At 71.3% G+C, this 26942-nt stretch carries 23 protein-coding genes and 1 tRNA gene; 13 read left to right on the top strand and 11 right to left on the bottom strand.

The annotated features are described in order from the left end of the window. Positions 1 to 5: 5 nt before the first annotated feature. Positions 6 to 599, bottom strand: coding sequence for a TetR/AcrR family transcriptional regulator (locus ACH4MY_RS06420; RefSeq protein ID WP_397998330.1), 594 nt, complete (start codon positions 597 to 599; stop codon positions 6 to 8). Next, positions 596 to 2122, bottom strand: coding sequence for a 3-hydroxyacyl-CoA dehydrogenase (locus ACH4MY_RS06415; RefSeq protein WP_397999356.1), 1527 nt, complete (start codon positions 2120 to 2122; stop codon positions 596 to 598). Before ACH4MY_RS06415 ends, ACH4MY_RS06420 begins: the two co-directional genes overlap by 4 nt. Before the next feature lie 205 nt (positions 2123 to 2327). Between ACH4MY_RS06415 and paaN the strand changes: the two genes are divergently transcribed. After that, positions 2328 to 4025 (top strand): phenylacetic acid degradation protein PaaN, encoded by a 1698-nt coding sequence (paaN, locus tag ACH4MY_RS06410; RefSeq protein WP_397998327.1) that lies wholly within the window; start codon positions 2328 to 2330, stop codon positions 4023 to 4025. 49 nt (positions 4026 to 4074) lie between these two features. On the opposite strand, the gene ACH4MY_RS06405 is transcribed toward paaN, so the two are convergent. The 3 genes from ACH4MY_RS06405 to ACH4MY_RS06395 form a co-directional block, all read right to left on the bottom strand. Further along, positions 4075 to 4707 carry a TrmH family RNA methyltransferase gene (locus tag ACH4MY_RS06405; protein WP_397999353.1) on the bottom strand — a complete coding sequence of 211 codons (633 nt, stop codon included), beginning with the start codon at positions 4705 to 4707 and terminating at the stop codon, positions 4075 to 4077. Positions 4708 to 4784: 77 nt separating this feature from the next. Beyond that, the gene (locus ACH4MY_RS06400) at positions 4785 to 6071 is read right to left on the bottom strand and encodes an HTTM domain-containing protein (protein WP_397998324.1); all 1287 of its coding nucleotides are present in this window, start codon (positions 6069 to 6071) and stop codon (positions 4785 to 4787) included. Then, complete coding sequence (locus ACH4MY_RS06395; RefSeq protein ID WP_397998322.1) at positions 6068 to 6877, bottom strand: DUF5819 family protein; 810 nt, start codon at positions 6875 to 6877, stop codon at positions 6068 to 6070. The genes ACH4MY_RS06400 and ACH4MY_RS06395 overlap by 4 nt, the downstream gene beginning before the upstream one ends. A 112-nt stretch (positions 6878 to 6989) precedes the next feature. Between ACH4MY_RS06395 and paaA the strand changes: the two genes are divergently transcribed. The 6 genes from paaA to ACH4MY_RS06365 all read left to right on the top strand — a co-directional run bounded on the left by paaA (position 6990) and on the right by ACH4MY_RS06365 (position 11899). Beyond that, a complete protein-coding gene (gene paaA / locus ACH4MY_RS06390; RefSeq protein ID WP_397998319.1) occupies positions 6990 to 8012 on the top strand; it encodes a 1,2-phenylacetyl-CoA epoxidase subunit PaaA in 1023 nt (340 codons plus the stop codon). Beyond that, positions 8009 to 8296, top strand: a complete 288-nt coding sequence (paaB, locus tag ACH4MY_RS06385; protein WP_024760355.1) for a 1,2-phenylacetyl-CoA epoxidase subunit PaaB — start codon at positions 8009 to 8011, stop codon at positions 8294 to 8296. The genes paaA and paaB overlap by 4 nt, the downstream gene beginning before the upstream one ends. Continuing rightward, a complete protein-coding gene (gene paaC, locus ACH4MY_RS06380; protein ID WP_397998316.1) occupies positions 8293 to 9030 on the top strand; it encodes a 1,2-phenylacetyl-CoA epoxidase subunit PaaC in 738 nt (245 codons plus the stop codon). Before paaB ends, paaC begins: the two co-directional genes overlap by 4 nt. Next, complete coding sequence (paaD, locus tag ACH4MY_RS06375; RefSeq protein ID WP_397998313.1) at positions 9024 to 9521, top strand: 1,2-phenylacetyl-CoA epoxidase subunit PaaD; 498 nt, start codon at positions 9024 to 9026, stop codon at positions 9519 to 9521. Before paaC ends, paaD begins: the two co-directional genes overlap by 7 nt. Next, on the top strand, positions 9522 to 10610 hold the full coding sequence (locus ACH4MY_RS06370; RefSeq protein ID WP_397998311.1) for a 2Fe-2S iron-sulfur cluster-binding protein: 1089 nt from the start codon (positions 9522 to 9524) through the stop codon (positions 10608 to 10610). 155 nt (positions 10611 to 10765) lie between these two features. Beyond that, positions 10766 to 11899, top strand: coding sequence for an acyl-CoA dehydrogenase family protein (locus ACH4MY_RS06365; RefSeq protein WP_397998309.1), 1134 nt, complete (start codon positions 10766 to 10768; stop codon positions 11897 to 11899). Positions 11900 to 11912: 13 nt separating this feature from the next. On the opposite strand, the gene ACH4MY_RS06360 is transcribed toward ACH4MY_RS06365, so the two are convergent. From ACH4MY_RS06360 to ACH4MY_RS06335, 6 genes are all read right to left on the bottom strand, one after another. Then, positions 11913 to 12257, bottom strand: coding sequence for a rhodanese-like domain-containing protein (locus tag ACH4MY_RS06360; RefSeq protein WP_397998306.1), 345 nt, complete (start codon positions 12255 to 12257; stop codon positions 11913 to 11915). 56 nt (positions 12258 to 12313) lie between these two features. After that, positions 12314 to 13117 (bottom strand): hypothetical protein, encoded by an 804-nt coding sequence (locus tag ACH4MY_RS06355; protein WP_397999351.1) that lies wholly within the window; start codon positions 13115 to 13117, stop codon positions 12314 to 12316. Between the two features lie 362 nt (positions 13118 to 13479). After that, positions 13480 to 14955, bottom strand: coding sequence for a DUF2252 domain-containing protein (locus ACH4MY_RS06350; protein WP_397998304.1), 1476 nt, complete (start codon positions 14953 to 14955; stop codon positions 13480 to 13482). A gap of 152 nt (positions 14956 to 15107) precedes the next feature. Then, positions 15108 to 15767: a response regulator gene (locus tag ACH4MY_RS06345; RefSeq protein ID WP_397998301.1), complete on the bottom strand. Its 660-nt coding sequence runs from the start codon at positions 15765 to 15767 to the stop codon at positions 15108 to 15110. Positions 15768 to 15804: 37 nt separating this feature from the next. Further along, positions 15805 to 17580 carry a sensor histidine kinase gene (locus tag ACH4MY_RS06340; protein WP_397999348.1) on the bottom strand — a complete coding sequence of 592 codons (1776 nt, stop codon included), beginning with the start codon at positions 17578 to 17580 and terminating at the stop codon, positions 15805 to 15807. Positions 17581 to 17845: 265 nt separating this feature from the next. Beyond that, positions 17846 to 17932: transfer RNA gene (locus tag ACH4MY_RS06335), tRNA-Leu, on the bottom strand. Positions 17933 to 18620: 688 nt separating this feature from the next. Here ACH4MY_RS06335 and ACH4MY_RS06330 point away from each other — a divergent pair. The 6 genes from ACH4MY_RS06330 (at position 18621) to pknB (ending at position 26789) form a co-directional block, all read left to right on the top strand. Further along, positions 18621 to 19490: an FhaA domain-containing protein gene (locus ACH4MY_RS06330; protein ID WP_397998298.1), complete on the top strand. Its 870-nt coding sequence runs from the start codon at positions 18621 to 18623 to the stop codon at positions 19488 to 19490. Between the two features lie 10 nt (positions 19491 to 19500). Further along, on the top strand, positions 19501 to 20028 hold the full coding sequence (locus tag ACH4MY_RS06325; protein WP_397998296.1) for an FHA domain-containing protein: 528 nt from the start codon (positions 19501 to 19503) through the stop codon (positions 20026 to 20028). 179 nt (positions 20029 to 20207) lie between these two features. Beyond that, positions 20208 to 21701: a Stp1/IreP family PP2C-type Ser/Thr phosphatase gene (locus tag ACH4MY_RS06320; protein ID WP_397998294.1), complete on the top strand. Its 1494-nt coding sequence runs from the start codon at positions 20208 to 20210 to the stop codon at positions 21699 to 21701. Positions 21702 to 21727: 26 nt separating this feature from the next. Continuing rightward, positions 21728 to 23167 carry an FtsW/RodA/SpoVE family cell cycle protein gene (locus ACH4MY_RS06315; protein WP_397998291.1) on the top strand — a complete coding sequence of 480 codons (1440 nt, stop codon included), beginning with the start codon at positions 21728 to 21730 and terminating at the stop codon, positions 23165 to 23167. Further along, the gene (locus ACH4MY_RS06310; RefSeq protein WP_397998288.1) at positions 23164 to 24630 is read left to right on the top strand and encodes a peptidoglycan D,D-transpeptidase FtsI family protein; all 1467 of its coding nucleotides are present in this window, start codon (positions 23164 to 23166) and stop codon (positions 24628 to 24630) included. The genes ACH4MY_RS06315 and ACH4MY_RS06310 overlap by 4 nt, the downstream gene beginning before the upstream one ends. Positions 24631 to 24785: 155 nt before the next feature. Continuing rightward, positions 24786 to 26789 (top strand): Stk1 family PASTA domain-containing Ser/Thr kinase, encoded by a 2004-nt coding sequence (pknB, locus tag ACH4MY_RS06305; protein WP_397998285.1) that lies wholly within the window; start codon positions 24786 to 24788, stop codon positions 26787 to 26789. Positions 26790 to 26942 lie beyond the last annotated feature (153 nt).

The raw sequence follows: 26942 nt of genomic DNA, 5'->3' as shown, positions 1-26942 counted from the left end.
AGCCCTCAGCGGGCCGTACGCAGCCCGTCGAAGGCCAGGTGCGCCACGGTCTCGGCGAGCTGCTCGCGCTCCGCCGTCGCGTCCGGATGCGGCCGGTACCACTCCACCAGCGAGTTGATCATGCCGAAGAGGAGCCGGGTCGCGAGCCGGATGTCCACATCGGCCCGCAGGTCGCCCTCCTCGGCGGCGGCCTTGAGCAGATCGGCCACCTTGTGGTCGAACTCCCGCCGCCGCTCCATGGCCCACCGCTCGGTGGCCGTGTTGCCCCGCACACGCAGCAGCAGCGTCACGTACGGCAGCTCCGCGATCAGCACCTCGACCGTGCGGCGCGTGACGTACTCGACCCGCTCGACGGCCCGGCCGCGCACGGCCCCCGGCTCGTCGAGGATCGCGAAGAGCCCGTCGAGCGCGCGGCTGACCGCACGCCGCAGCAGCTCCTCCTTGCCGGACACGTGGTGGTAGATCGAGGACTTGGAGATCCCCGCCGCCTTGGACAGATGCTCCATGGAGGTGCCGTCGTAGCCGCGCTCGTTGAAGACCCGTACGGCGACCGAGAGCAGAGTCTCGGGGGTGTACGTGTCGCGCTTCGCCGTGGTCATCGGGAGTCCTCCCCGCCCTCGGGGACCGTCCGGCGCACGAGGGCGAGCCCCGGCGCGTACCGGCCGGTCGCGTACCGCCGGTCCAGCTCCCGGAGCAGACCGCAGGTACGCCGGTAGCCGATCCTCCCGGTCCACTCCAGCGGTCCGGCCGGATAGTTGACCCCGAGCCGCATCGCCGTGTCCACGTCCTCGGCGGTCGCGACCCCCCGGTCGACCGCGTCGGCCGCGACGTCGGCCAGCATCGCGACCGTGCGGGCCACGATCATGCCGGGGACGTCCCCGATCACGGAGACCTTCTTGCCGAGCGCCTGGAAGAGCCCGACCGCCTCGGCGAGAACGGCGGGGTCGATGTCCTCGCGGCTCGACAGCACGATGCGGCTCGCGGCCTCGTAGTCGTACGCGAGGTCGAAGTAGATGATGGCCTCCTCGCCGTACTCGAAGGAGGTCTCGCCGTCCGCGAGGCTGAGCTCGCCGCCGCCCGGCAGCTCGATGTGGCTGCCGCCCTCCTCGCGCAGGACCGTGATTCCAGCCGCCTCGAAGAGCCCCACCAGCGGGTCCGCCGGCCCGAGGTCACCCCGGACGGTGATCCGCTCGGGCGCCTCCGCGGGCGGTGCCGTGTGCGGCTCGGGCCGCTGCGCGTCCTCCGCGTACGAGTACCAGCCCCGGCCCGTCTTCCGGCCCAGCCGCCCCGACTCCACGAGCCGGCGCTGCGCGAGCGAGGGCGTGAACTTCGGGTCCTGGTAGAAGGAGTCCCACACCGAGCGGGTGACCGCCTCGTTCACGTCCTGGCCGATGAGGTCGGTCAGCTCGAACGGGCCCATGCGGAAGCCGCCGCACTCGCGCAGGGCCGCGTCGATGGTGGCCGGATCGGCCGCGCCCTCCTCGAAGACCCGCAGCGCCTCCGCGTAGAAGGGGCGGGCGACCCGGTTGACGATGAAGCCGGGGGTGTCGGCGCAGCGCACCGGCGTCTTGCCCCAGCCCTTGACCGTCTCGTACGCGCGCGTGGCGACGTCCGGCTCGGTGGCGAAGCCGCTGACGACCTCGACGAGGGGGAGCAGCGGCGCCGGGTTGAAGAAGTGCAGTCCGACGAACCGGCCGGGCAGCCGCAGCCCTCCCGCGATGGCGGTGACGGAGAGGGAGGAGGTGTTGGTGGCGAGGACGGTGTCGTCGCCGACGACCTTCTCCAGGTCGGCGAAGAGCTGCTGCTTGACGGGCAGCAGCTCGACGATCGCCTCGACGACGAGGGCCGCGTCCGCGAGCTCCGTGAGCTCCCCGGCCGCGTGCAGCCGTCCGACGGCCGCCTCGCGCGCGGCGGCGTCCATGCGGCCCTTCTCGACGAGCCGGTCGAGGCGGGCGGCGAGGGCGGCCACGGCCTCCTCGGCGCGGCCGGGGGCGCTGTCGTAGAGGCGTACGGGGTGGCCGGCGACCAGGGCGACCTGGGCGATGCCCTGGCCCATGGTGCCCGTGCCGACGACGGCGACGGTACGGTCCCGCCCGACGGGCCCCGGGGCCTCCTCGGCCATGGCTTCTGCGGCTTCCACGGCGGCGGCGGGCTCACTGGCGGTCACGTCGTCGCTCCCCCTGACGGTCACGTTGGCGCTCATAGGAGTGATCCTCCCCGATGGGTTTTCCACAGGATCGACAGGCCCCCTTGTCCCGACCGATCGTTCGGTTACTCTAACTCCGTACGTGTCTCCCTGCCCAGCTCGACGAGGAGTTGGTCCATCCATGGCCACCGCTCTGCCGACCACCGACCGACTGGCCGAGAAGCACCGGTCCACGCTCGACCAGGCGCTCGACACCATCCGGACCCGTGCCTACTGGTCGCCGTACCCCGAGCACCCGAAGGCGTACGGCGAGGACGGCTCACTCGACGCGGCGGCCGGCCTCGCCGCCCACCAGGCCCTGCTGAACACGCGCTTCGAGCTCGACCAGCCCGGCACGGACGGCTGGACCGGCGGCGAGACCTCGCCGTTCGGCCCCGCGCTCGGCATCGAGTACCCGCACGCCGACATCGACGTCCTGCTCCCCGCGATGCGCGCGGGCATGGGCGCCTGGCGCGACGCCGGCGCCGAGACCCGTGCCCTGGTCTGCCTGGAGATCCTCGCCCGGATCTCCGCCCGCACCCACGAGTTCGCCCACGCCGTCATGCACACCAGCGGCCAGGCGTTCATGATGGCGTTCCAGGCCGGCGGCCCGCACGCCCAGGACCGCGGCCTGGAGGCCGTGGCATACGCGTACGCGGAGCAGACCCGCACCCCCGCCGGGCGGGCCGACTGGTCCAAGCCCCAGGGCAAGCGCGACCCCCTGGAGCTGAGCAAGGAGTTCACCCCGGTCGGCCGCGGCATCGCCCTGGTGATCGGCTGCAACACCTTCCCCACGTGGAACGGCTACCCGGGCCTGTTCGCCTCTCTCGCCACCGGCAACCCGGTCCTGGTCAAGCCGCACCCGCGCGCGGTGCTTCCACTCGCGCTGACCGTCCGGGTCGCCCGTGAGGTGCTCGCCGAGACCGGCTTCGACCCGAACCTGGTGGCGCTCGCCGTCGAGCGGCCGGGCGAGGGCATCGCCAAGACCCTCGCCGTCCGCCCCGAGGTCCGGATCATCGACTACACCGGCTCCACCGCCTTCGGCGACTGGCTGGAGACCAACGCCCGCCAAGCGCAGGTCTACACCGAGAAGGCCGGCGTCAACACGGTCGTGGTCGACTCCACCGACAACTACAAGGGGATGCTCTCCAACCTGGCCTTCTCGCTGTCCCTCTACAGCGGCCAGATGTGCACCACCCCGCAGAACCTGCTGATCCCCCGCGACGGCATCACCACCGACCAGGGCCCCAGGACGTACGACGAGGTCGTCACCGACCTCGCCGCGGCGGTCGGCGGCCTGCTGGGCGACGACGCCCGGGCGAACGGTCTGCTCGGCGCCCTGGTCAACCCGGACGTGAAGGCCCGTCTGGAGGCCGCCGCCGGTCTCGGCGAGGTGGCGCTCGCCTCCCGCGAGGTGGTCAACCCGGAGTACCCGGACGCCGTGGTCCGTACCCCGGTCATCGTGAAGCTGGACGGCTCCAAGCCCGACGCCCAGGCCGCGTACTTCTCGGAGTGCTTCGGTCCGGTCTCCTTCGCCGTCTCGGTGGACTCCACCGACGACGCCCTGGAGCTGCTGCGGCGCACGGTCCGTGAGAAGGGCGCGATGACGGTCGGGGCCTACACGACCTCGGCCGACACCGAGCGCGCGGTGGAGGAGGTCTGCCTGGAGGAGTCGGCCCAGCTCTCGCTGAACCTCACGGGCGGGGTCTTCGTGAACCAGACGGCCGCGTTCTCCGACTTCCACGGCTCCGGCGGCAACCCGGCGGCGAACGCCGCCCTGTGCGACGGCGCCTTCGTCTCCAACCGCTTCCGGGTGGTGGAGGTCCGCCGCCAGGCCTGAGGCACGCGTGCGTGGAGGCCCTCCGGGGCCTCCACGCACCGCCCACGGCCTAAGGGCTCTCGATCTCCGCGTAGCGCTGCACCCACGCGTGCATCGCGATGGCCGCGGCCGCTCCCGCGTTGATCGACCGGGTCGAACCGAACTGGGCGATCGAGCAGACCGTCTCCACATGGGCGCGGGCCTCCTCGGTGAGCCCCGGGCCCTCCTGCCCGAAGAGCAGCACACAGCGGCGGGGCAGCACGGTCCGCTCCAGCGGCACGGCCCCCGGCAGATTGTCGATGCCGATGACGGGCAGGCCCTCGGCCGCCGCCCACGAGGTCAGCGACTCGGTGTCCGGGTGGTGCCGGACGTGCTGGTAGCGGTCGGTGACCATGGCGCCGCGCCGGTTCCAGCGCCGCCGGCCCACGATGTGGACCTCCTTCGCCAGGAAGGCGTTGGCGGTCCGCACCACCGAACCGATGTTGAAGTCGTGGCCCCAGTTCTCCACGGCCACGTGGAAGTCGTGACGCCGGGTGTCCAGGTCGGCGACAACAGCCTCCCGCGTCCAGTACCGGTAGCGGTCCACGACATTGCGCCGGTCGCCGTCGGCGAGCAGCTCGGGGTCGTACCGCTCGCCCTCGGGCCACGGCTGCGGGTGCGGCCCGACGCCGATCTCGGGGCCGAAGCCCTCGTCGTACTGGATCGGCTCGGCGGCCTCGGCTCCCGCTCGGGCTGCGGTCCCGGCCCCGGCCCCGGCTCCGGGCTTCTCTTCGGTGGTGCTCACCCGACGAGGGTACGGGGACCGTGCTCCTCACCCGTACGGCGCTGTTCGGGCAGCGGCTCGGCGGGCACCCGCTTGAACAGCCGGTCCCGGCCCCGCACCGCCCACGCGCCGAGCGCGACCAGGAACGGCGTCGGCAGGAAGACGGCGTCGGCGGAGATCATCGCGAGCGAGAAGACCGGCAGTCCGAGAAGGACCGCGATCCCGGCGTGCTCCAGCATCATCGCGACCAGCAGCACGTTCTTGACCTTGCGGTGGAAGAGCGTGAAGGGGAAGGCGACCTGCACGATCACCGTGCCGTAGGTCAGCAGCATCACCATGACCCCGCTGGTGCCGAGCAGCTCGGAGAGGGTCGGCCAGGGGGTGAAGTAGTCGAGGTTGAGCGGGTAGAACAGCGCGGTGCCGTCCTGCCAGCGCGAGCCCTGGATCTTGTACCAGCCGGCCGTGGCGTAGATCAGACAGACCTCCGCCATGATCACGACGAGGGCCGCGTTGTGCGCGAGGTGGGCGAGGGCGTCGAGCAGCGTGCGGGGCTCCTCGGAGGCATACCGGCAGACCAGCCACCACAGGGCGTTCCCGAGCCACAGGACCCACAGCAGCACCGGCAGCCACCATTCGCCGGTGACCTCGCTGAACCAGGTCACGGCGAGGAGGAAGCCGCCGAGCACGGTCCACAGGAGCGGGCCGACACGATCCCGGCGCGGCGGCTCCCCGGCGCGGGCGGCACGGGCCTCGCGGGCCGCCCGCCGGGCGTCGAGGGACCAGACCTGGGAGCACCGGGTCAGTACGAGGTAGAGCGCGGCGAGGTGGAGGACGTTGTCGCCGCCGTCGCCCACGAAGACGGAGCGATTCTGCAGCGAGAGCACCCCGACCATGAAGACCACCGACACGGCACGGGTGCGCCAGCCCACCAGGAGCAGCACGGCGGAGAGCACCGCGATCCCGTAGACGAGCTCGAACCAGAGCCGGCCGTCCGACCACATGAGGACGGTGAAGGCCCGGTTGTCGGCGATCAGCCGGCGGGCCATCTCCCAGGACCAGGGGCCGTCGGGGCCGTACAGCTCGTGCCGGAACGGCAGCTCGCGCAGCAGGAAGAGCAGCCAGGTCAGCGAGAAGCCGATCCGCACGATCGCGGTCTGGTACGGGCCGAGGGAGCGGCCCGTCACGGTCTGGACGGCACGGGCGAGCCGGCGATCGAGGGACTCGTGGTCACGCGCGCGCGTGGCGCTGGCGGTGCTCGCGTCGGAAGCAGGGGCGGGGGCGGGGGTCGGCGTGGGATCGCTCATCGGCCCGCCTCCGTGCGGCTTCGGTCGGTTCCGGCGGGCCGGTCGGCGTCCGTGACCGGCCACCACGGGAGGTCGCGGTAGGAGGGGGCGGTGTCGATCTTCTCGGTGCTCCAGCGGGGCGGGGGCACAGCACGCGTGACGGCGCGGAGCTGGACGCGCCGCACCTCACCGGTGAGCGCCCGTCCGTCGGGGCCCGCGAGCGCGGGAAGCGCGTCGAGCCGGAGCATCGCGATCCGGCGCATGTACTCCTCCGAGAGCCGGCCGCGCAGCCCGTTGGGGGTGTCGTCATCGGAGTGCGAGTTCAGGTAGAAGTCCACGGCCCGGCGGAGTTCGTTCTGCTGGGCGTGGCTGGGCATCGGGTTGTGCCGGATCGCCGCGGCGTCCTGCGCGGTGAGGTCGATCCAGCCGGTGGTGCGGGGGGCGCCGTCGGCGCCTTCGGCGGTGGAGAGCTCGGCGCGGACCTCGACGGAGACGTTCTGCTGGAGCGGATTGGGCGCGAAGAGCTTCCAGTTCTGTTCGAACTCGGGGTAGACCCAGTCGTCGACGGCCTGGCCGTGCCGCTTGGTCAGCGTGTTGGACGGCGCGACGTGCAGGAACACCATCGCCAGATGGAGGCAGGCGAAGACCCCGACGACGGCGAGCGCCACGGCGAGAACGACCTGGTAGGGCATGGAAAGCGCCATGATCCCGGTGCTCGCCCGCTCCGTCTCGGGTGCCACGTCCGCGGTGCGTGCCAGGGGGTCCGCCGGGGGTGTCGGACGGCCGTCGGCCACGTCAGCCGCGTCCTTTTCGACGTGCGCGTCCATCCCGCCCCGATCTCGATCGGCCCACCTCGGTTATCCACAGGGTTGACACCATACGGGCCGCCGACTCACCATTGAAGTCATTCAACCGAACGATCGGTCGGTAGGGGGTCCGATGACCGCAGTGACGGCAGGGACGACAGAGACCACGGGCGTGCCCGGCGTGTCGGACACGGCCGTGGCGGCGGAGCAGGCCGCTTACGAGGCCGTGTTCGACGCCGCCGTGGCCGCCGACGAGCGGATCGAGCCGCGCGACTGGATGCCCGAGGCCTACCGGGCCTCGCTCGTCCGGCAGATCGCGCAGCACGCCCACTCCGAGATCATCGGCATGCAGCCGGAGGCGAACTGGATCACCCGGGCGCCCTCGCTGCGGCGCAAGGCGATCCTGATGGCGAAGGTGCAGGACGAGGCCGGCCACGGCCTGTATCTGTACAGCGCGGCGGAGACCCTCGGCACCAGCCGGGACGAGCTGCTCGACAAGCTCCACGCGGGCCGCCAGAAGTACTCCTCGATCTTCAACTACCCCACGCTGACCTGGGCCGACGTCGGCGCCATCGGCTGGCTGGTGGACGGCGCCGCGATCACCAACCAGGTCCCGCTGTGCCGCTGCTCCTACGGGCCGTACGCCCGGGCGATGGTCAGGGTCTGCAAGGAGGAGTCCTTCCACCAGCGCCAGGGGTACGAGGCGCTGCTCGCCCTCTCCCGGGGCACCGACGCCCAGCACGCCATGGCGCAGGACGCCGTGGACCGCTGGTGGTGGCCCTCGCTCATGATGTTCGGCCCGCCGGACGACGAGTCGACGCACACCGCCCAGGCGATGGCCTGGAAGATCAAGCGCCACTCCAACGACGAGCTGCGGCAGCGCTTCGTCGACATCGCCGTGCCCCAGGCCGAGGCCCTCGGACTCACCCTCCCCGACCCCGACCTCCGGTGGAACGAGGAGCGCGGGCACTACGACTTCGGTCCGATCGACTGGGCCGAGTTCTGGGACGTCCTCAAGGGCAACGGCCCCTGCAACGAAGAGCGGCTGAGCAGGCGGCGCCAGGCCCACGAGGACGGCGCCTGGGTCAGGGAAGCCGCGGCGGCCCACGCGGAGAAGCACAAGAACACCGGCAAGCACGGGGAGGCACAGGCATGACGAGCGACGGTTGGCCGCTGTGGGAGGTGTTCGTGCGCTCCCGCCGCGGGCTGTCCCACACCCACGCGGGCAGTCTCCACGCGCCCGACGCGGAGATGGCCCTGCGCAACGCCCGTGACCTGTACACCCGCAGGAGCGAAGGCGTCTCGATCTGGGTCGTCCCCTCCACGGAGATCACCGCCTCCTCGCCCGACGAGAAGGACCCGTTCTTCGAGCCGTCCGCGGACAAGCCCTACCGCCACCCGACGTTCTACGAGATCCCGGAGGGGGTGAAGCACCTGTGAGCACCCCCGACACACGGGAGACCGCCGTGATCACCGGAGCCGCCCTCGCCCTCGGCGACGACACCCTCGTCCTCTCCCACCGCCTGGGGGAGTGGGCGGGACACGCCCCCGTCCTGGAGGAGGAGGTCGCCCTGGCCAACATCGCACTCGACCTCCTCGGCCAGGCCCGCGTCCTGCTCTCCCTCGTCGGCGACGAGGACGAACTGGCGTACCTGCGCGAGGAGCGTTCCTTCCGGAACGTCCAGCTGGTCGAGCAGCCGAACGGCGACTTCGCCCACACCATCGCCCGGCAGCTGTACTTCTCCACCTACCAGCGTCTCCTGTACGGACAGCTGGCCTCCGGCGACGGCCCCTTCGCCGGTCTCGCGGCCAAGGCCGTCAAGGAGGTCGCCTACCACCAGGACCACGCCGAGCAGTGGACCCTGCGCCTCGGCGACGGCACCCCCGAGAGCCACGAGCGGATGCGGCGGGCCTGCGACGCCCTGTGGAAGTACACGGGCGAGCTGTTCCAGCCCGTCGAGGGACTCGACGTCGACCACGCGGCCATGGAGAGCGCCTGGCTGGCCTCCGTGACGGACATCCTCGGCAGGGCCACGCTCACCGTGCCCGAGGGGCCGCGCACCGGCGCCTGGGCCGCGGGCGCCGGCCGCCAGGGACTGCACACCGAGTCCTTCGGACGCATGGTCGCCGAGATGCAGCACCTGCACCGCAGCCACCCGGGGGCGACATGGTGACCATGACCGCCCTGGAGGAGGAGCTGAGCCGGATCGCCGGCGCCGTCCTCGACCCCGAGCTGCCCGTCCTCACCCTGGCGGAGCTCGGTGTGCTGCGGGGCGTCCAGGTCACCGGCCCCGGCCGGGTCGAGGTCGCCCTCACCCCGACGTACACGGGCTGCCCCGCGGTCGAGGCCATGTCCTCGGACATCGAGCGCGCGCTCCACGAGCACGGAGTGCCGGACGTCTCCGTCGTCACGGTCCTCGCCCCCGCGTGGTCCACCGACGACATCAGCGAGGAAGGGCGGCGCAAGCTCGCCGAGTTCGGCGTCGCACCGCCGCGCCCCCAGGGCCCGGCCGGCGGCCCCGTGCCGCTGACCCTGGCGATCCGCTGCCCCCACTGCGGCTCCACCGACACCGAGCTCCTGAGCCGCTTCTCCTCGACCGCGTGCAAGGCCCTGCGCCGCTGCATCGCCTGTCGCGAACCGTTCGACCACTTCAAGGAGTTGTAGATGGTGTCCTCAGGTGCCGCACGGGCCGGGTTCCATCCGCTCCGGGTGAGCGAGGTCGAGCGGCTCACGGACGATTCGGTGGCCGTCACCTTCGCGGTCCCGCCCGAGCTCCACGAGGCGTACCGGCACCTCCCCGGCCAGCACCTCGCACTGCGCCGTACCGGCGAGCAGGGGGAGGAGATCCGGCGCACGTACTCGATCTGCGCCCCCGCCTCCCCGGCCGGCGAGCCCCCCGTCCTGCGCGTCGGCATCCGGCTCGTCGACGGCGGCTCGTTCTCGACGTACGCCCTCAAGGAACTGGCCGTCGGCGACCTCGTCGAGGTGATGGAGCCCATGGGCCGCTTCACGCTCACCCCGCGCCCCGGCCACTTCGCGGCCGTCGTCGGCGGCAGCGGCATCACCCCGGTCCTGTCGATCGCGGCCACCCTGCTCGCCCGCGAGCCCGAGGCCCGGTTCTGCCTGATCCGGAGCGACCGCACCGCCGCGTCCACCATGTTCCTCGACGAGGTCGCCGACCTGAAGGACCGCTACCCCGACCGCTTCCAGCTGGTCACCGTCCTCTCCCGGGAGGAACAGCAGGCGGGTCTGCCGTCGGGCCGCCTCGACCACGAGCGGCTCGTCGCGCTGCTGCCCTCGCTGCTGCCGGTCGAGTCGATCGACGGCTGGTTCCTCTGCGGCCCCTTCGGGCTCGTCCAGGGCGCCGAGCGGGCGCTGTCCGGCCTCGGGGTCGACCGCGGCCGGATCCACCAGGAGATCTTCCACGTCGACGACGGCTCCGCGCCGGTCTCGGTCCCGACGGCCGACACCCCCGCGCACGCCACACTGACCGCGACCCTGCACGGCCGGTCCGGCAGCTGGCCGGTGGACCGCGGCGAGACCCTCCTCGACACGGTGCTCCGCTCCCGCGCGGACGCCCCGTACGCCTGCAAGGGCGGGGTGTGCGGCACCTGCCGCGCCTTCCTCGTCGGCGGAGAGGTGCGGATGGACCGCAACTTCGCGCTGGAGCCGGAGGAGACCGAAGCCGGGTACGTCCTGGCCTGCCAGTCCCACCCGGTCACCCCCGAGGTGGAGTTGGACTTCGACCGCTGACGGAGCCCGCGGTCTCCCCCGCGGAAGCCCGAGGCCTCACCCCGCCGAGGCCCGGGCGACCGACCGAGTCGGGCGCCGCCATTCCCTTCCACTAGAACCTGTTCTATCTTGACGGACCGTCAGGACGAGCAGGGGCACAACGGGAGGGCAGGGCAGTGGACTTCACCTTCACCGAAGAGCAGCAGGCGGCCGTCGAGGCGGCCAAGGCGGTCTTCTCGGGCGTCGCGCCCGACGCGGTACCGAGCCCCGCCCTCACCCCGGGCGCCGTCTCCGAGGACCTCGACCGACCGCTCTGGTCCCGTCTCGCCACCGCCGACCTGCTGGGACTCGTCATCTCCACCGAGCACGGCGGCGGCGGTCTCGACCCCGTCGCCCTCTGCCTCGTGCTCCGCGAATCCGCCCGCGTCCTCGCCCGCGTCCCCCTCCTGGAGACCAGCGCCGTCGCGATGACCGTCGAGCGGTACGCACCCCGGGAGACGGCCGCCGCGCTGCTCCCCCGCGTGGCCCGCGGCGAACTCGTCCTCACCGCCGCCTCCCAGGGACGCACCGGCCACGACCCCGCCGAGCGCGCCGTCACCGCGCGCCGCGACGGCACCGGCTGGATTCTCGACGGCCTGCAGACCGCCGTCCCCTGGGCCCACGGCTCAGACCTCGTCGCCGTCCCCGCGCACACCACCGAGGGCGGCACCGTCCTCGCCCTGCTGCCCCGCACACACGACGGCGTCGGCCTCACGGCGCAGTACTCCACCAACGGTGAACTCCTCGCCGAGCTACGACTCGACTCCGTACGCCTCCGCGGCGCCGACGTCATCGACACCGAGGGCGCCTGGGAATGGCTGCGGGGACTCCTCACCACCGGCACCTGCGCGCTCGCCCTCGGACTCGGCGAGGCCGTCCTCACCATGACGAGCCAGTACACCGGGAAACGCGAGCAGTTCGGCCACCCCGTGGCCACCTTCCAGGCCGTCGCCGTCCAGACCGCAGACCGCTACATCGACCTGCGCGCCATGGAGGTCACCCTCTGGCAGGCCGCCTGGCGGCTCGCCACCGGAGCCGAAGCGGCACTCCCGGCGGCCGGGGACATCGCCGTCGCGAAGATCTGGGCCTCCGAAGGCGTGCGGCGCGTGGTGCAGACCGCCCAGCACCTGCACGGCGGCTTCGGCGCCGACACCGACTACCCCCTGCACCGGTACCACGCCTGGGCCAAACACCTGGAGCTGTCGCTCGGCCCCGCCGCTGCCCACGAGGACGCCCTGGGTGACCTGCTGGCCGCCCACCCCCTCGACTGACGGCCAAGCCCGCTCAGAGGACGAAGGCCGGGCTTCCGGTGCCCGTCACCATCGGGCGCCCGGCACCGTCCCAGGCGAGCATTCCGCCCTCGATGTTCACCGCGTCGAAGCCCTGCTGCACCAGATACTGCGTGACCTGCGCCGATCGGCCGCCGACCCGGCACATCACGTACGCGCGACCGCGCTCGGCCACGACCTCGGTGACCTCACCGAAGCGGGCCACGAAGTCGCTCATCGGCACGTGCAGCGCGCCCTCGACATGACCGGCCGTCCACTCGTCGTCCTCCCTGACGTCCAGCACCAGGGCATCGGCCGGCACGGAAGCCGCGTCCACCGAGGGCAGCGGGGAGAAATTCATGGGAACGGCCTTCTCTCGTCAGGACCGCCCGAACGGACTCGGGCGCACGGAAAAACCTACTGCACCAGCTCGGCCAGCTCGTTCTCACGCTCGGAGACCTGCGTGAGCAGCTGCTCCGCGATCTCCTCCAGGAGCCGGTCCGGGTCGTCCGGCGCCATGCGCAGCATCGCGCCGATCGCGCTCTCCTCCAGCTCACGCGCGAGCGCCGACAGCATGTCCTTGCGCTCTGCCAGCCACTCCAGGCGCGCGTACAGCTCCTCGCTCTCGCTGAGCCGCTCCTCGGCCGGCGCGGGACCGGCCTCCCACTCCGTGGAGAGCTCGCGCAGGAGCACCTCGTCGCCGCGGGCGTAGGCGGCGTTCACCCGCGTGATGAACTCCTCGCGCCGCTTGCGCTCCTCGTCCTCACGCGCCAGGTCGGGGTGCGCCTTACGGGCAAGCTCCCGGAAGAGCCTGCGGGCCTCGTCACTGGGGCGGACCCGCTTCGGCGGCTGCACCGGCCGGTCGGTGAGCATGGCCTCGGCCTCGGGGGAGAGGCCGTCGGAGTCGATCCAGTCGTGGAACAGCTCCTCCACCCCGGGCATCGGCAGCACCGCGGCCCGCGCCTCCTGCGCCAGCCGCAGGTCCTCGGGGTCGCCGCTGCGCTCCGCCCTGGCCTCGGCGATACGCGCGTCGAGCTCGTCGAGCCGCGCGTACATCGGGCCGAGCTTCTGGTGGTGCAGCCGCGAGAAATTGTCGACCTCGACGCGGAAGGTCTCGACGGCGATCTCGAACTCGATCAGCGCCTGCTCCGCCACCCGCACGGCCCGCTCCAGCCGCGCCTCGGGCCGCTCGTCCTGAGCGGACCCACCCTGAGCCGACACGCCCTGGGGCTGCCCGTCCTCGGCCGACTCGTCCTGAGGAACCTCACCCTGCGGCTGCTCGTCCTGCGGCTGCTCGTCCTGCGAAAGCTCGGCCTGGGACGGCTCGGCCTGAGGCCGCTCGCTGTCGGGGCCCTCGTTCGCACCCTGGTGCACGCTCACGTCTACGCCCGCCCACGTCCTCGTTCCGGCTCGTCCCACCCAGCCTACGGTCCTTCCGGGGGGCTCCCCCCCTCCCCTCCCCCTCCCCTCCCTCCCCCTGGTCGTGCGTGGAGCGTCGCTCGGACGCGCCGTTCGACCGCATGCCGCTCAGGCGCCCGGCTCGGCCGGACATGGGCCGGACGCGTGGCCCGGCCACACGTCGGTCAGACGCCCAGCTCGGCCGCGATCCGGCCGGAACGGACGGCGGCGAGCAGGTCCGCGTGGTCGGCGGTGGTGCGGTCCGCGTACGAGACGGCGAAGGAGGCGACGGCCTCGTCGAACTCCTCGTTCTTCCCGCAGTACCCGGCTATCAGGCGCGGGTCCGCGCTGTGGGCGTGGGCCCGGGCGAGCAGCGCCCCGGTCATCCGGCCGTAGTCGTCGACCTCGTCGACGGTGAGCGCGGCGGGATCGACGCTGCCCTTGCGGTTCCGGAACTGGCGCACCTGGAAGGGGCGCCCCTCCACGGTGGTCCAGCCGAGCAGGATGTCGCTCACGACCTGCATCCGCTTCTGCCCGAGCACCACGCGCCGTCCTTCGTGGCCCGGGTCCTCCACGGTGAAGCCCGCGGCCGGCAGATGGGGAAGCAGCGCGGACGGGCGCGCTTCCTTCACCTGGAGCACGAGCGGCTCACCGCGGTGGTCGAGGAGCAGTACGACATAGGAACGGGTGCCGACGCTGCCGGTGCCGACCACACGGAAGGCCACGTCGTGGACGGCGTACCGAGCGAGGAGCGGCAGCCGGTCCTCGGAGACGGTCTCCAGGTACGGGCCGAGGGCGACGGCGACCGCGGCCGCCTCGGCGTCCGGGACTCTGCGGAGCACCGGGGGAGCGTCCACGAATCTGCGGCCGCCGCCCTCGGGGGCGGTCACCGTCTCGGTGGACCGGGCGGCGAACCGGGCGCTGGTGTTGTTCCGGGCCTTGGCGGAGACCCTCTCCAGGGTGCCGAGGAGATCACGTGCGTCGGTGTGCGAGACGAGTTCCTCGTCCGCGATCGCGTTCCAGGCGTCGAGGGCGGGGAGTCGGGCGAGCAGCCGCATGGTGCGCCGGTAGGCGCCGACGGTGTCGAAGGCGGCGGCCCGGCACACCTCCTCGTCGGCACCCACCTCCCGGCCGGCGAGGACCAGGGAGGTGGCGAGCCGCTTGAGGTCCCATTCCCAGGGGCCGACCACGGTCTCGTCGAAGTCGTTGAGGTCCATGACGAGCCGGCCGCGCGCGTCCCCGTAGAGCCCGAAGTTGGCGGCGTGCGCGTCGCCGCAGAGCTGGGCGGCTATCCCGGTGACAGGGGTGTCGGCGAGGTCCTGGGCCATCAGTCCGGCGGATCCGCGCAGGAAGGCGAAGGGGCTCGCCGCCATCCTGCCGACCCGCATCGGCGCGAGTTCGGGGACGCGGTCGCGGCTCGACTCCTCGACGGCCCGGACGGCGTCGGGCCGGTCGGCGGCGAGGGCCGGCTGCCGGTGCGCGGAGCGCGGAACCCGCTCGCGCAGTTTCTTGCCCCGTTCCTTGGGGGAGACTCCGGCGTCCGGGGCCGCGCCCCCGACGACGGCGCGACGCGCGAACCCCGGCACGTGCGGTACGCGTGAGCCGTCCGGCCCTCCGTCCGTACCGCGCTGCTCCGGCACCACAGCCCTGGTCTCGTCCATGGCACGCCCTCCCCCGATGCGAAAGTCCAACATCATCCGGCCTGACCGTACCGCCGCCCGGGAACAGGCGTCTCCCCCTGTGGACAAGCACCTGTGGACAACCCGTCAGACCGCCCCGAGTCCCCCTGCGGCCCCGCATCCACAGCCCGCGTCTACAGCCCCGCGTCCCGCGCCAGCAGCGCCGCCTGGACCCGGTTCTCGCAGTGCAGCTTGGCGAGGATCCGGCTGACGTACGTCTTCACCGTGGCCTCGCTCATGTGCAGCCGCTTCCCCGCGTCCGCGTTGGAGAGTCCCTCGCCGAGGAGCGCCAGCACATCGCGCTCCTTGTCGCTCAGCCCCGCGACCCGCCCCCGCGCCTCCTCGGCGCGGGCGGCCTCCCGGCCGCCGGCGAGCCGCTCCACCACATGCCGGGTCGCCGCCGGCGACAGATACGCGTCCCCCGCCGCGGCCGCCCGCACCGCCCGGATCAGCTCCGCGGGCGCCGTGTCCTTGAGCAGGAACCCGGCGCCTCCGTGCTCCAGGGTCCGCAGCACGTTCTCCCGCTCCCCGAAGGTCGTCAGGACGATCACCCGGGCCGCCGGCGCCGCCCGCCGCAGCTCCGGCAGCGCCGAGAGACCGTCGAGCACCGGCATCTGGATGTCGAGCAGCACCACGTCGGCGGCGTGCGCCCGAGCCGCCTCGACCGCCTCCCGCCCGTTGGCGGCCTCCGCGACGACCTCGATCTCCGGGTCCGAGATGAGGATCATCCGGATCCCGGCTCTGATCAGAGGCTCGTCGTCGGCGATCACGACCCTGATGGGCTGCCCTGCCACAGCTTCTCCCCACGGCTCCGGTACGGGCGGGTCGGCGCTACCGCGCCTCGACCTCGTACGACTTCTTCTCGATCAGCTTGCCGTCCTGGAAGCAGAACCGGAAAACGGGCTCCTTGTCGAAGTCGTCGCTGATCTCCGAGGACATCAGCACAAGACAGTCGGCGCCCTCCGGCTGTGCCGGCCCCTTGCCGCCCAGGCCCGCGGTGGTGATCGTGTCGCCCGAGGGAAGCCGGTTGCGGACGTCCTTCTCGGACATCCCGACCTTCACCGCGTCGTACTCCTCGGGGTCGATCATCCCCTCCTTCAACGACCCCATCAGGAAGTAGAGACCGAAGCCGGCCGCCACCACCAGCATCACGAGCGCCGCGAACGCGATCCCGCAGCCGATCGCGATCGAACCTCCCGTGCTTCTGCCCCTGCCCCCGCCTACCGCCATGGCCAGCTCCCGCTCCGTGAACGTCCAGTCGGTCGGTCCGACCACGACCGGACGACCATCGCCCGCGAGCGGCTTGGTGGTCTGCTGCCGGAAGTCGTCGGCCGCATCGACCAAAGGCGCTGCCTCCGCGACGGGCGCCGCACCGTAGGGCAGCATCCCGGCGACCCGGAACCCCCCTCCGTCGGCCGGACCGGCGTGACACATCCCCCCCACGAGCCGGGCGCGCTCGGCAAGGCCGGTCAGGCCCTGCCCGCCGCTCACGACGTCTCCCGCGGGTTCTCCCGTGGGCTCCGCGTTGAGGACCTCCACCACGAAGGTGTCCGGCTCGTACCGCAGCTCGACGCCGATCGACGCCCCCGGCGCGTACTTGTAGGCGTTGGTCAGGGCCTCCTGCACGATCCGGTACGCGGCGTGGTCGGCCGCCGGTGCCAGCGGCCGCTCCTCCCCCGACCGCTTCAGCCCGACCGAGGTGCCGGCGGCCCGCGCGGCCTCCACGAGCCCCTCGATGCCCGCGATCCCCCGGGCGGCCCTCCCCGTCTCGTCCCCGCCCCGCCCGGGCACTGACGCCCCGTCGGAGGCCTCGATGCCGTCGCGGAGGATCCCGACGACCTCCCGCAGTTCGTGCATCGCGGTCACCGACGCGTTCCGCAGGACGCCGACCGCCTCGCGCTGGCGCCCGCTCAGGTCCCGGTCCACCTCCAGGGCCCCGGTGTGCACGGAGATCAGGGCCAGTTGGTGCCCGAGGCTGTCGTGCATGTCATGGGCGATCCGCTGCCGCTCCCGCAGGCGTGCCTGCCAGACCACCATGGTCCGCTCCCGCAGGAGCTGGGCGTTGCGCTCCTGGAGCGCGTGCAACAGGGTCCGTCGCTGCGTCCAGTAGCGGTGGGCGAGCCCGGGAGCCAGGGTGGTGCCCAGGTAGTAGAGGGTCGCCGTGAGGGCGAGGGCGAGCAGCCGGTCCCGGTCCCAGGGCCCCAGGAGGCTCCCCCCGACGTTCAGGACGAAGGCGGCGATGAACGCGGCGAGCGCGCGCCCCGCACCCGCGATGTACCGGCCGGACGACCAGCCGACCACGAGCAGCAGGGGCCCGAAGCCGGGTATGAAGGGCGTGAGTCCCGCGGTCAGGACGAGCACGCTCGCGGGAAGTCCGCGCCGCACCAGCGACAGCACGGCGGAACCGGCGGCGACCCAGATCAGCCGCCATCCCTCGCCGCCCAGGAGCTCCTCGGTCCCGGCCCCGAGCAGCGCGAGCACAGCGGCGAGCGCCACCTCACCGGTGGTCCTCCGCCCCGACCACTGCCCGGGCACCGCGAACCAGGCCCACCCGGCGGCGAGCACGGCCCCGATCCCGTCCGAACTCCGGGTCCCCGACTTCGACATAGCGTCCACGCTCGCACCGTAGGTCGCGCCCCGGCCTCCGGGCTTCCCTCTTTCGTCTCGTCCCCCGACGACAAAAGTCGCACCCGCCCACCACCGGCACCGACCCGAAGCCGCCCCCGGCCCGACCCGCCCTCCCACGGGAACGCGGGAACACGGGAACACGGGAACACAGGAAGGAGCGCATGAACCCCAGAACGTGGGAAGGCTCACACCCACGACAACAACGCGGAAGCCCCGTAGGTCGATGACCTACGGGGCTTCCGTCTGGTGCGCGAGGGGGGAGTTGAACCCCCACGCCCTTTCGGGCACTGGAACCTGAATCCAGCGCGTCTGCCTATTCCGCCACCCGCGCATTGGGTGTGCTCCGGGCTCTCTCACTTTTCGGTGCGAGCGCCTGGCGACATCAGAAGATTAGCACGTCGCAGACCGTGGATTCACATCCGTTGTTTGGCCTCCGCTCACGGAGACAAAGGTGAGGGAGGGGCAGATGGACGGACAGGAGAACGGCGGTGCCGAGTAGGACGGGAGATGAGGGGGAGACGGGAGGAAGGGGAGCGGGAGGAAGGGGACGGACCGACCACGGACCGACCACTGACCACCCACGGACCACCCACTGACCACCCGCGGACTTCCCGCGGACACCCTCCGGAACACCCCTCGGGTCAGGTTCGGAACACCCCGCAGGTGAGCTTCGGAACAAACCCCGGGTCAGCTCCGGGTCACCCCCGGGTCGGCTCGGGTCGCCCCGTGGTCAGCCCGAATCGGCCTCGGACCGGCCTCGGACCGCCCTCGGCCCGTTCTCGGATCGACGCCGGATCGGCCTTGGATCGGCCTCGGATCGGCCTCGGGAGCCGGACCGAGCCCCCGCTCCCACAGCCGGGTGCGGGACACTGTCCACAGGCCGCCTCTACGATCCGTGGGGAAAGCTTGTGAGAGGTGACACTCGTCCACAGGGCAGAGAAGGGGAACCAGCCGATTTCCCGACGCGTGGATACGATCAGTAAGCAGTACCAGGACGACAACGACGGAGGAGGTGCCCCATGGGAGTCATGAAGCGTTTCGAGCAGCGACTCGAAGGTCTGGTCAACGGCACCTTCGCCAAGGTCTTCAAGTCCGAGGTCCAGCCTGTCGAGATCGCCGGCGCGCTCCAGCGTGAGTGCGACAACAACGCGCAGATCTGGAACCGCGAGCGGACCGTCGTCCCCAACGACTTCATCGTGGAACTGAGCACGCCGGACTACGAGCGTCTCAGCCCCTACTCGGGCCAGCTCGGCGACGAGCTCGCCGGCCTGGTCAGGGACTACGCGAAGCAGCAGCGGTACACCTTCATGGGCCCCATCAAGGTCCATCTGGAGAAGGCCGAGGACCTCGACACCGGCCTGTACCGCGTCCGCAGCCGCACGCTGGCGTCGAGTACGTCACAGCCGCAGCCGCCCGCGGGCGGACCGCAGCAGCACCAGCAGCCTCACCAGCAGCAGGGCCAGGGACAGGGTCGCGGCGGTTACGGGTACCCCCCGGCCGGCGCCCCGCCCATGCCCGCCTCTCCGCCTCCCGGCGCCCCCGGCCACCGGCCGGCGGCGGCTCGTCCGACGGCCCCCGGCCCCGGTACGCACGGCGGAGCGGGCACCACGGTCCGCCACTGGATCGAGATCAACGGCACCCGCCATCAGATCTCACGCCCGACCCTGGTCCTCGGCCGCAGCACCGACGCGGACGTGAGGATCGACGATCCCGGCGTCTCCCGTCGGCACTGCGAGATCCGGACCGGAACGCCCTCGACGATCCAGGATCTGGGATCCACCAACGGCATCGTGGTGGACGGGCAGCACACCACCCGCGCTACGCTCCGCGACGGCTCGCGGATCGTCGTGGGCAGCACCACCATCGTTTACCGGCAAGCCGAAGGGTGAAGCGGGGGCAATGTCAGAGCTGACCCTGACGGTCATGCGGTTGGGTTTCCTGGCCGTTCTGTGGCTGTTCGTCATCGTGGCCGTCCAGGTCATCCGCAGCGACCTTTTCGGTACGCGGGTCACCCAGCGCGGTTCACGGCGCCAGGAGGCGCGACCTCAACAGCAGCAGCAGGCGCGGCAAGCCGCCACGCCTCCGCAGCAGCGCGGCCAGCAGAGCGCGGGCGGTGGGCGGCAGCGCCGTGGCGCCCCGACCAAGCTGGTCGTCTCCGAGGGCACCCTCACCGGCACGACCGTCGCCCTCCAGGGGCAGACGATCACGCTGGGCCGGGCGCACGATTCGACGATCGTGCTGGACGACGACTACGCGTCGAGCCGGCACGCCCGGATCTACCCGGACCGGGACGGCCAGTGGATCGTGGAGGATCTCGGGTCCACCAACGGCACGTATCTCGACCGGACCCGCCTCACCACCGCCACACCGATTCCGCTGGGCGCGCCGATCCGCATCGGCAAGACCGTCATCGAGCTGCGGAAGTAGTGCTACATCATGAATAGGCGCGAGCGGAGCGAGCGAGTCGGGACGGTCCCCGCCACAGGCCGTGCCGCGCTCCCGACCGGAGCGACTGAAGCGACCGGCGTGACCGGAGCGACCGGAGGGTGGGCAGTGTGGGTCGAGACCGGCTGTACCCCGATGCAGCGGCGACAGGGCAGGTGCGCATGAGTCTGTCCCTGCGATTCGCCGCGGGCTCGCACAAGGGCATGATCCGCGAGGGCAACGAGGACTCCGGCTATGCCGGTCCCCGGCTGCTCGCCATCGCCGACGGCATGGGCGGTCAGGCGGCCGGTGAGGTCGCCTCCTCCGAGGTGATCTCCACCCTCGTCACGCTCGACGACGACGTCCCGGGCTCCGACATCCTCACCTCTCTCGGTACGGCGGTGCAGCGCGCCAACGACCAGCTCAGGATGATGGTCGAGGAGGACCCGCAGCTCGAGGGCATGGGCACCACGCTCACCGCCCTGCTGTGGACCGGCCAGCGGCTCGGTCTCGTGCATGTCGGCGACTCGCGCGCGTATCTGCTCCGCGACGGCGTGCTGACCCAGATCACGCAGGACCACACCTGGGTGCAGCGGCTCGTCGACGAGGGCCGGATCACCGAGGAAGAGGCCACCACCCACCCGCAGCGCTCGCTCCTCATGCGCGCGCTCGGCAGCGGCGACCACGTCGAACCCGATCTCTCCATCCGTGAGGTCAGGGCCGGCGACCGCTATCTGATCTGCTCCGACGGTCTGTCCGGCGTGGTCTCGCACCAGACGCTCGAGGACACCCTCGCCAGCTACCAGGGCCCGCAGGAGACCGTGCAGGAGCTGATCCAGCTCGCGCTGCGCGGCGGCGGCCCCGACAACATCACGGTGATCGTCGCCGACGTCCTGGACGTCGACGGCGGCGACACCCTCGCCGGTCACCTCAGCGACACCCCGGTCATCGTGGGCGCGGTCGCCGAGAACCAGGCCGCCCAGCTGAACGACGGCGGGGCGATGCAGACCCCGGCCGGCCGTGCCTCCGGGCTCGGGCGTCCGGCTCCGCACCAGCAGCCGCCCGCGGGCGGTTTCGGCCCGCCCGGAAGCGGCGACGGTCACGGCTACGGCGGCATGCCCCCGCAGGGCTCCTTCGAGTCGTACACCGACGACGACTTCGTGAAGCCGCGCACCGGCCGCAAGTGGCTGAAGCGCTCCTTCCTCCTGGTCCTCTGCCTCGCGGTCGTCGGCGGCGGTCTCTACGGCGGCTGGCGCTGGACGCAGACGCAGTACTTCGTGGGGTCCAAGGACCAGCACGTGGCGCTGTACCAGGGCATCAGCCAGGACCTCGCGTGGGTCTCGCTGTCGAAGGTCGAGAAGGACCACCCCGAGATCGAACTCAAGTACCTGCCCGCCTACCAGCAGAAGCAGGTCGAGGACACGATCACGGGCGGCAGTCTCGCCAAGGCCCAGACGAAGATCTCCGAGCTGGCCGTGCAGGCCTCGGCCTGCAAGAAGACCGAGCAGCGCCGCGCCGCCGCCGAGAAGGCCGCCGACCAGGCGAGCAAGCCCCCGGCCGAAACGTCGGACGGCGCCGCCAAACCTGACTCCAAGCCCACCACAGCCGCTCCGACCCCGGGTCCCACCCTCACCGCGGAGGAGCAGAAGCTGGCCTCGAACTGCGGCAAGCAGTAAGCACCCGTAGGGGGCCTTTCACCACCATGAGCGTTGTCACCAACACGACCACCATCGGCGCGATCGAGGCGCCGAGCCGCCGCAACACCGAGCTGGCGCTGCTGGCGTTCGCCGTCATCATCCCGGTGTTCGCCTACCTCAACGTGGGCCTGGCCATGGACGGCGAAGTCCCGGCCGGCATGCTGGGGTACGGACTCGGCCTCGGGCTGCTGGCCGCCGTCGCCCACCTCGTGGTGCGCAAGTGGGCCCCGTACGCGGACCCGCTGCTGCTGCCCCTGGCGACCCTGCTCAACGGCATGGGCCTGGTGCTGATCTGGCGGCTGGACCAGTCGCCTCGGCTGATCGCCACGTCGATGCGCCGCTTCGGCACCTTCAGCCCCGACGCCCCCAGCCAGATGATGTACTCGGCGGTCGGCATCGCCATGTTCGTGGGCGTGCTGCTGCTGCTGAAGGACCACCGCGTCCTGCAGCGCTACACGTACATCTCCATGGTGGCCTCACTCATCCTGCTGCTGCTCCCGCTCGTCCCGGGCCTGGGCGCGGATGTCTTCGGCGCCAAGATCTGGATCCGGATCGGCGGCTTCTCGATCCAGCCCGGTGAGTTCGCCAAGCTGGTCCTGGCGGTGTTCTTCTCCGGCTACCTGATGGTGAAGCGGGATGCCCTGGCACTGGCCAGCCGCCGCTTCATGGGGCTCTACCTGCCGCGTGGCCGTGACCTCGGCCCGATCCTGACGATCTGGGCGGTCAGCCTCCTCATCCTGGTCTTCGAGAACGACCTCGGTACGTCGCTGCTGTTCTTCGGCATGTTCGTGATCATGCTGTACGTGGCGACGGAGCGGACCAGCTGGATCGTCATGGGTCTGCTGATGGCGGTCGCCGGTGCGGCGGTCGTCGGTTCCACGGCCAGCCACGTGAAGTCCCGTGTGGCGGCCTGGCTCGACCCCTTCGGCTGTCTGGAGACGGCCACCGACCAGAACATGCTGAACGCCTGCGACCAGATGACGCAGGTGCTGATGTCCTTCGGCTCCGGCGGCATCCTCGGCACCGGTCTCGGCCAGGGCAACTCCGACCTGATCCAGTTCGCCGCCAACTCCGACTTCATCTTCGCCACGGTCGGCGAGGAGCTCGGGCTGGCCGGCGTCATGGTCTTCCTGCTCCTCTACGGCCTGATCGTCGAGCGCGGCATCCGCACCTCCCTCGCCGCCCGCGACCCGTTCGGCAAGCTGCTCGCGATGGGCCTGTCCGGTGCGTTCGCGCTCCAGATCTTCGTCGTCGCCGGCGGTGTGATGGGGCTCATCCCGCTCACCGGCATGACGATGCCGTTCCTCGCGTACGGCGGATCCTCGGTGATCGCCAACTGGGCGCTGATCGGCATCCTGATCCGGATCAGCGACACCGCGCGCCGCCCGGCGCCCGCGCCCGCCCCGTCCCCCGACGCCGAGATGACCCAGGTGGTCCGTCCGTGAACAAGCCGCTGCGCCGGGTCGCGATCTTCTGCGGCCTGCTCATCTTCGCCCTGCTCGTGCGCGACAACTGGCTCCAGTTCGTCCGTGCCGACGAGCTGAACGCCCACCCGAAGAACACGCGCGTCCGGATCGAGCGCTACGCCAACGAGCGCGGCAACATCATCGTCGACGGCAAGCCGATCACCGGCTCGGTCGACTCCGGGGACGAGTACTTCAAGTTCAAGCGCACCTACACCGACGGCCCCATGTGGGCTCCGGTCACCGGTTACGCCTCGCAGGCCTACGACGCCAACCAGATCGAGAAGATCGAGGACGGCATCCTCACCGGTAATGACGACCGGCTCTTCTTCGACCGCACCCTCGCCATGTTCACCGGCGACAAGAAGAAGGGTGGCGACGTCGTCACCACCCTCAACGGGGCCGCGCAGAAGGCCGCCTTCGAGGGCCTCGGCAAGAAGACCGGTGCCGTCGTCGCCATCGAGCCGAAGACCGGCAAGATCCTGGCGATGGCGTCCACCCCCTCGTACGACCCCTCCTCCTTCGCCGGCTACTCCGGCAAGGACGAGAAGGCCTGGGTGGCGCTGGAGAACGACAAGAACAAGCCGAAGCAGAACCGTGCGATCCGCGAGATCTACCCGCCCGGTTCCGTCTTCAAGGTCGTGACCGCCGCCGCCGCGCTGGAGAACGGCAAGGTCAAGGACATCGACGCGGCGACCGACACCCCCGAGGGCTGGAAGATCCCGCTCTCCAACAGGGAGATGATCAACCACGCCAAGGGGTGCGCCAATGCCAGCCTGAAGCGCGCCCTCGACATCTCCTGCAACTCGGTCTTCGCGAAGCTCGGCGACGACGTCGGCCGCGACAAGATGGTGGAGATGGCCGAGAAGTTCGGTTTCAACGCCGAGCAGTTCACCCCGGTCCGCTCCTCCGCCTCGGTCTACGACAAGAACGCCGACCGCGGTGGAAACGCGCTCTCCTCCATCGGCCAGTTCAACACCGCGACCACCCCGCTCCAGATGGCGATGGTCACAGCGGCGATCGCCAACGACGGCAAGCTGATGAAGCCGTACATGATCGACGAGCTGCGCGCGCCCAACGTCGACCTGCTCAAGAAGACCGAGCCGGAGGAGATGAGCCGCCCGGTCTCGCAGGAGAACGCGCAGCTGCTCCAGCAGATGATGGAGAGCGTCGTCACCAACGGCACCGGCGGCAACGCGGACCTGAACATGGACGGCGTGAAGGTCGGCGGCAAGACGGGTACGGCCCAGCACGGCGACAAGAACGCGAAGCGCCCGTACGCCTGGTTCATCTCGTACGCGAAGACCGCCGAGGGGTCCCCGGTCGCGGTCGCCGTGATCGTCGAGGACTCGGCGGGCACCTCGCGTGAGGACATCAGCGGTGGCGGTCTCGCCGCCCCGATCGCGAAGGCCGTGATGAAGGCGGTCCTGAAGACCCGGGGCTGACGTCTCGGCCCCGTACGTGCCAGGTACCGGTCAGGTATCAGCTATCGGCCCCGGGCGGAACGTCTTCCCGGGGCCGGTAGCGTATGCGCGAACAGCACACACCGCCGGACCACCCATGGGTGCGGTCGGGACAGACGGAGAGGGCTGGATTAGCTATGGAAGAGCCGCGTCGCCTCGGCGGCCGGTACGAGCTGGGCTCGGTGCTCGGCCGTGGTGGCATGGCCGAGGTGTACCTCGGACAGGACACCCGGCTCGGCCGCACCGTCGCCGTGAAGACGCTGCGGGCCGACCTGGCCCGCGACCCGTCCTTCCAAGCCCGGTTCCGCCGTGAGGCACAGTCCGCCGCCTCGCTGAATCACCCGGCGATCGTCGCGGTCTACGACACCGGCGAGGACTACGTCGACAACGTCTCCATCCCGTACATCGTGATGGAGTACGTCGACGGGTCGACCCTGCGTGAGCTGCTGCACTCCGGGCGCAAGCTGCTGCCCGAGCGCACCCTCGAGATGACGGTCGGCATCCTCCAGGCGCTGGAGTACTCGCACCGCGCCGGCATCGTGCACCGTGACATCAAGCCGGCGAACGTCATGCTGACGCGCACCGGCCAGGTCAAGGTCATGGACTTCGGCATCGCGCGCGCCATGGGCGACTCCGGCATGACCATGACGCAGACCGCCGCGGTGATCGGCACGGCCCAGTACCTCTCCCCCGAGCAGGCCAAGGGCGAGCAGGTCGACGCCCGCTCCGACCTGTACTCCACGGGCTGCCTGCTCTACGAGCTCCTCACCGTCCGTCCCCCGTTCATCGGTGACTCCCCGGTCGCGGTCGCGTACCAGCACGTCCGCGAGGAGCCGCAGGCGCCGAGCAACTTCGACCACGAGATCACGCCCGAGATGGACGCCATCGTCCTGAAGGCGCTGGTCAAGGACCCCGACTACCGCTACCAGTCGGCCGACGAGATGCGCGCGGACATCGAGGCCTGCCTCGACGGTCAGCCGGTCGCGGCCGCCGCGGCGATGGGGATGGGCATGGCGGGCGCGCCCGCGTACGGCGGGGGCTACGGCGGTTACCCGCCGGAGGACCAGCCGACCACGGCGCTGCGCCAGGCCGACCCGGCGGGCCAGACCTCGATGCTGCCGCCGATCAACGCGGACGACGGCGGCTACGGCTACGACGACCGCCCGGACCGTCGTCGCGGCGGCCAGAAGAAGTCGAACACCTCGACGATCCTGCTGGTCCTCGCGGGCATCCTGGTGCTCGTCGGAGCGATCTTCATCGGTGTCTCCCTCTTCGACACGAAGGAGGGCACCCGGCAGGTCACGGTCCCGCAGCTGGTCGGCCAGACGGTCGACGCGGCGACGGGGCTCGCGACCAACGCCGAGGTGAAGATGCAGCAGGCCGGCACCGAGCGCTGCGACCAGCCCAAGGGCTCCATCTGCCGCCAGACCCCGGCCGCGGACGGCGCCAGGATGGACACCGGCGGCACGATCCAGGTGTACGTCTCCGAGGGTTCCCCGCTCACCGAGGTCCCGGATGTCGTCGAGCAGTCCCAGGAGCGGGCCGAGGAGTCCCTGAAGGGCAAGGGCTTCAAGGTGAAGGTCGAGCAGGAGGAGTCCGACGAGGACCCCGGCTCGGTTCTGCGCCAGAACCCGCAGGGCGGCACCAAGGCGGAGAAGAACTCCGAGGTGACGATCACCGTCGCGAAGCAGAAGCTGTCCCAGCTTCCCGATGTGAAGACCCGGAGCTACGAGCAGGCCGTGCAGCAGCTGAACGCGGTCGGGTTCACCAACATCGCCCGGCAGGACGTGGACAACGACCAGCCGGCGGGAACGGTCGTCGACCAGACCCCGCAGGGCAATTCGAACCAGGCCAAGGACGTCCAGATCACGCTGAAGGTCTCCAAGGGCCCGCAGCAGACCCAGGTCCAGATCCCCGCCGACATCGGCGGCAAGAAGTTCAAGGACGTCAAGCAGCAGCTTGAGGGCCTCGGTCTCGTGGTCGTCCAGCAGGGGTCGGACAAGGAAGACGCCACGGTGCTCGGCTCGACGCCCCAGGCGGGTTCGATGATCAACACCGGCGAGACGGTCACCGTGATCACGGTGGGCGGCGGAGGCGGCAACGGGGACAACAACGGCGGAGGCGGCGGCTTCTTCGACTGACGGTCGTCCCCAGCGGTACGACGAGAGAGCCCCGGCATCCAGTGGATGCCGGGGCTCTCTCGCGTTCGTCGTCCGGGCTGGCTGCCGTTCGTGGTCCGGGCTCCCTGCCGTTCGTGGTCCGGGCTCCCTGCCGTTCGTGGTCCGGGCTCCCTG

The organism is Streptomyces sp. NPDC017246 (genome assembly GCF_044331325.1).
Lineage (GTDB): Bacteria > Actinomycetota > Actinomycetes > Streptomycetales > Streptomycetaceae > Streptomyces.
Note: the sequence above shows the minus strand (reverse complement) of the source record. Positions and strands in the feature narration are given on the sequence as shown.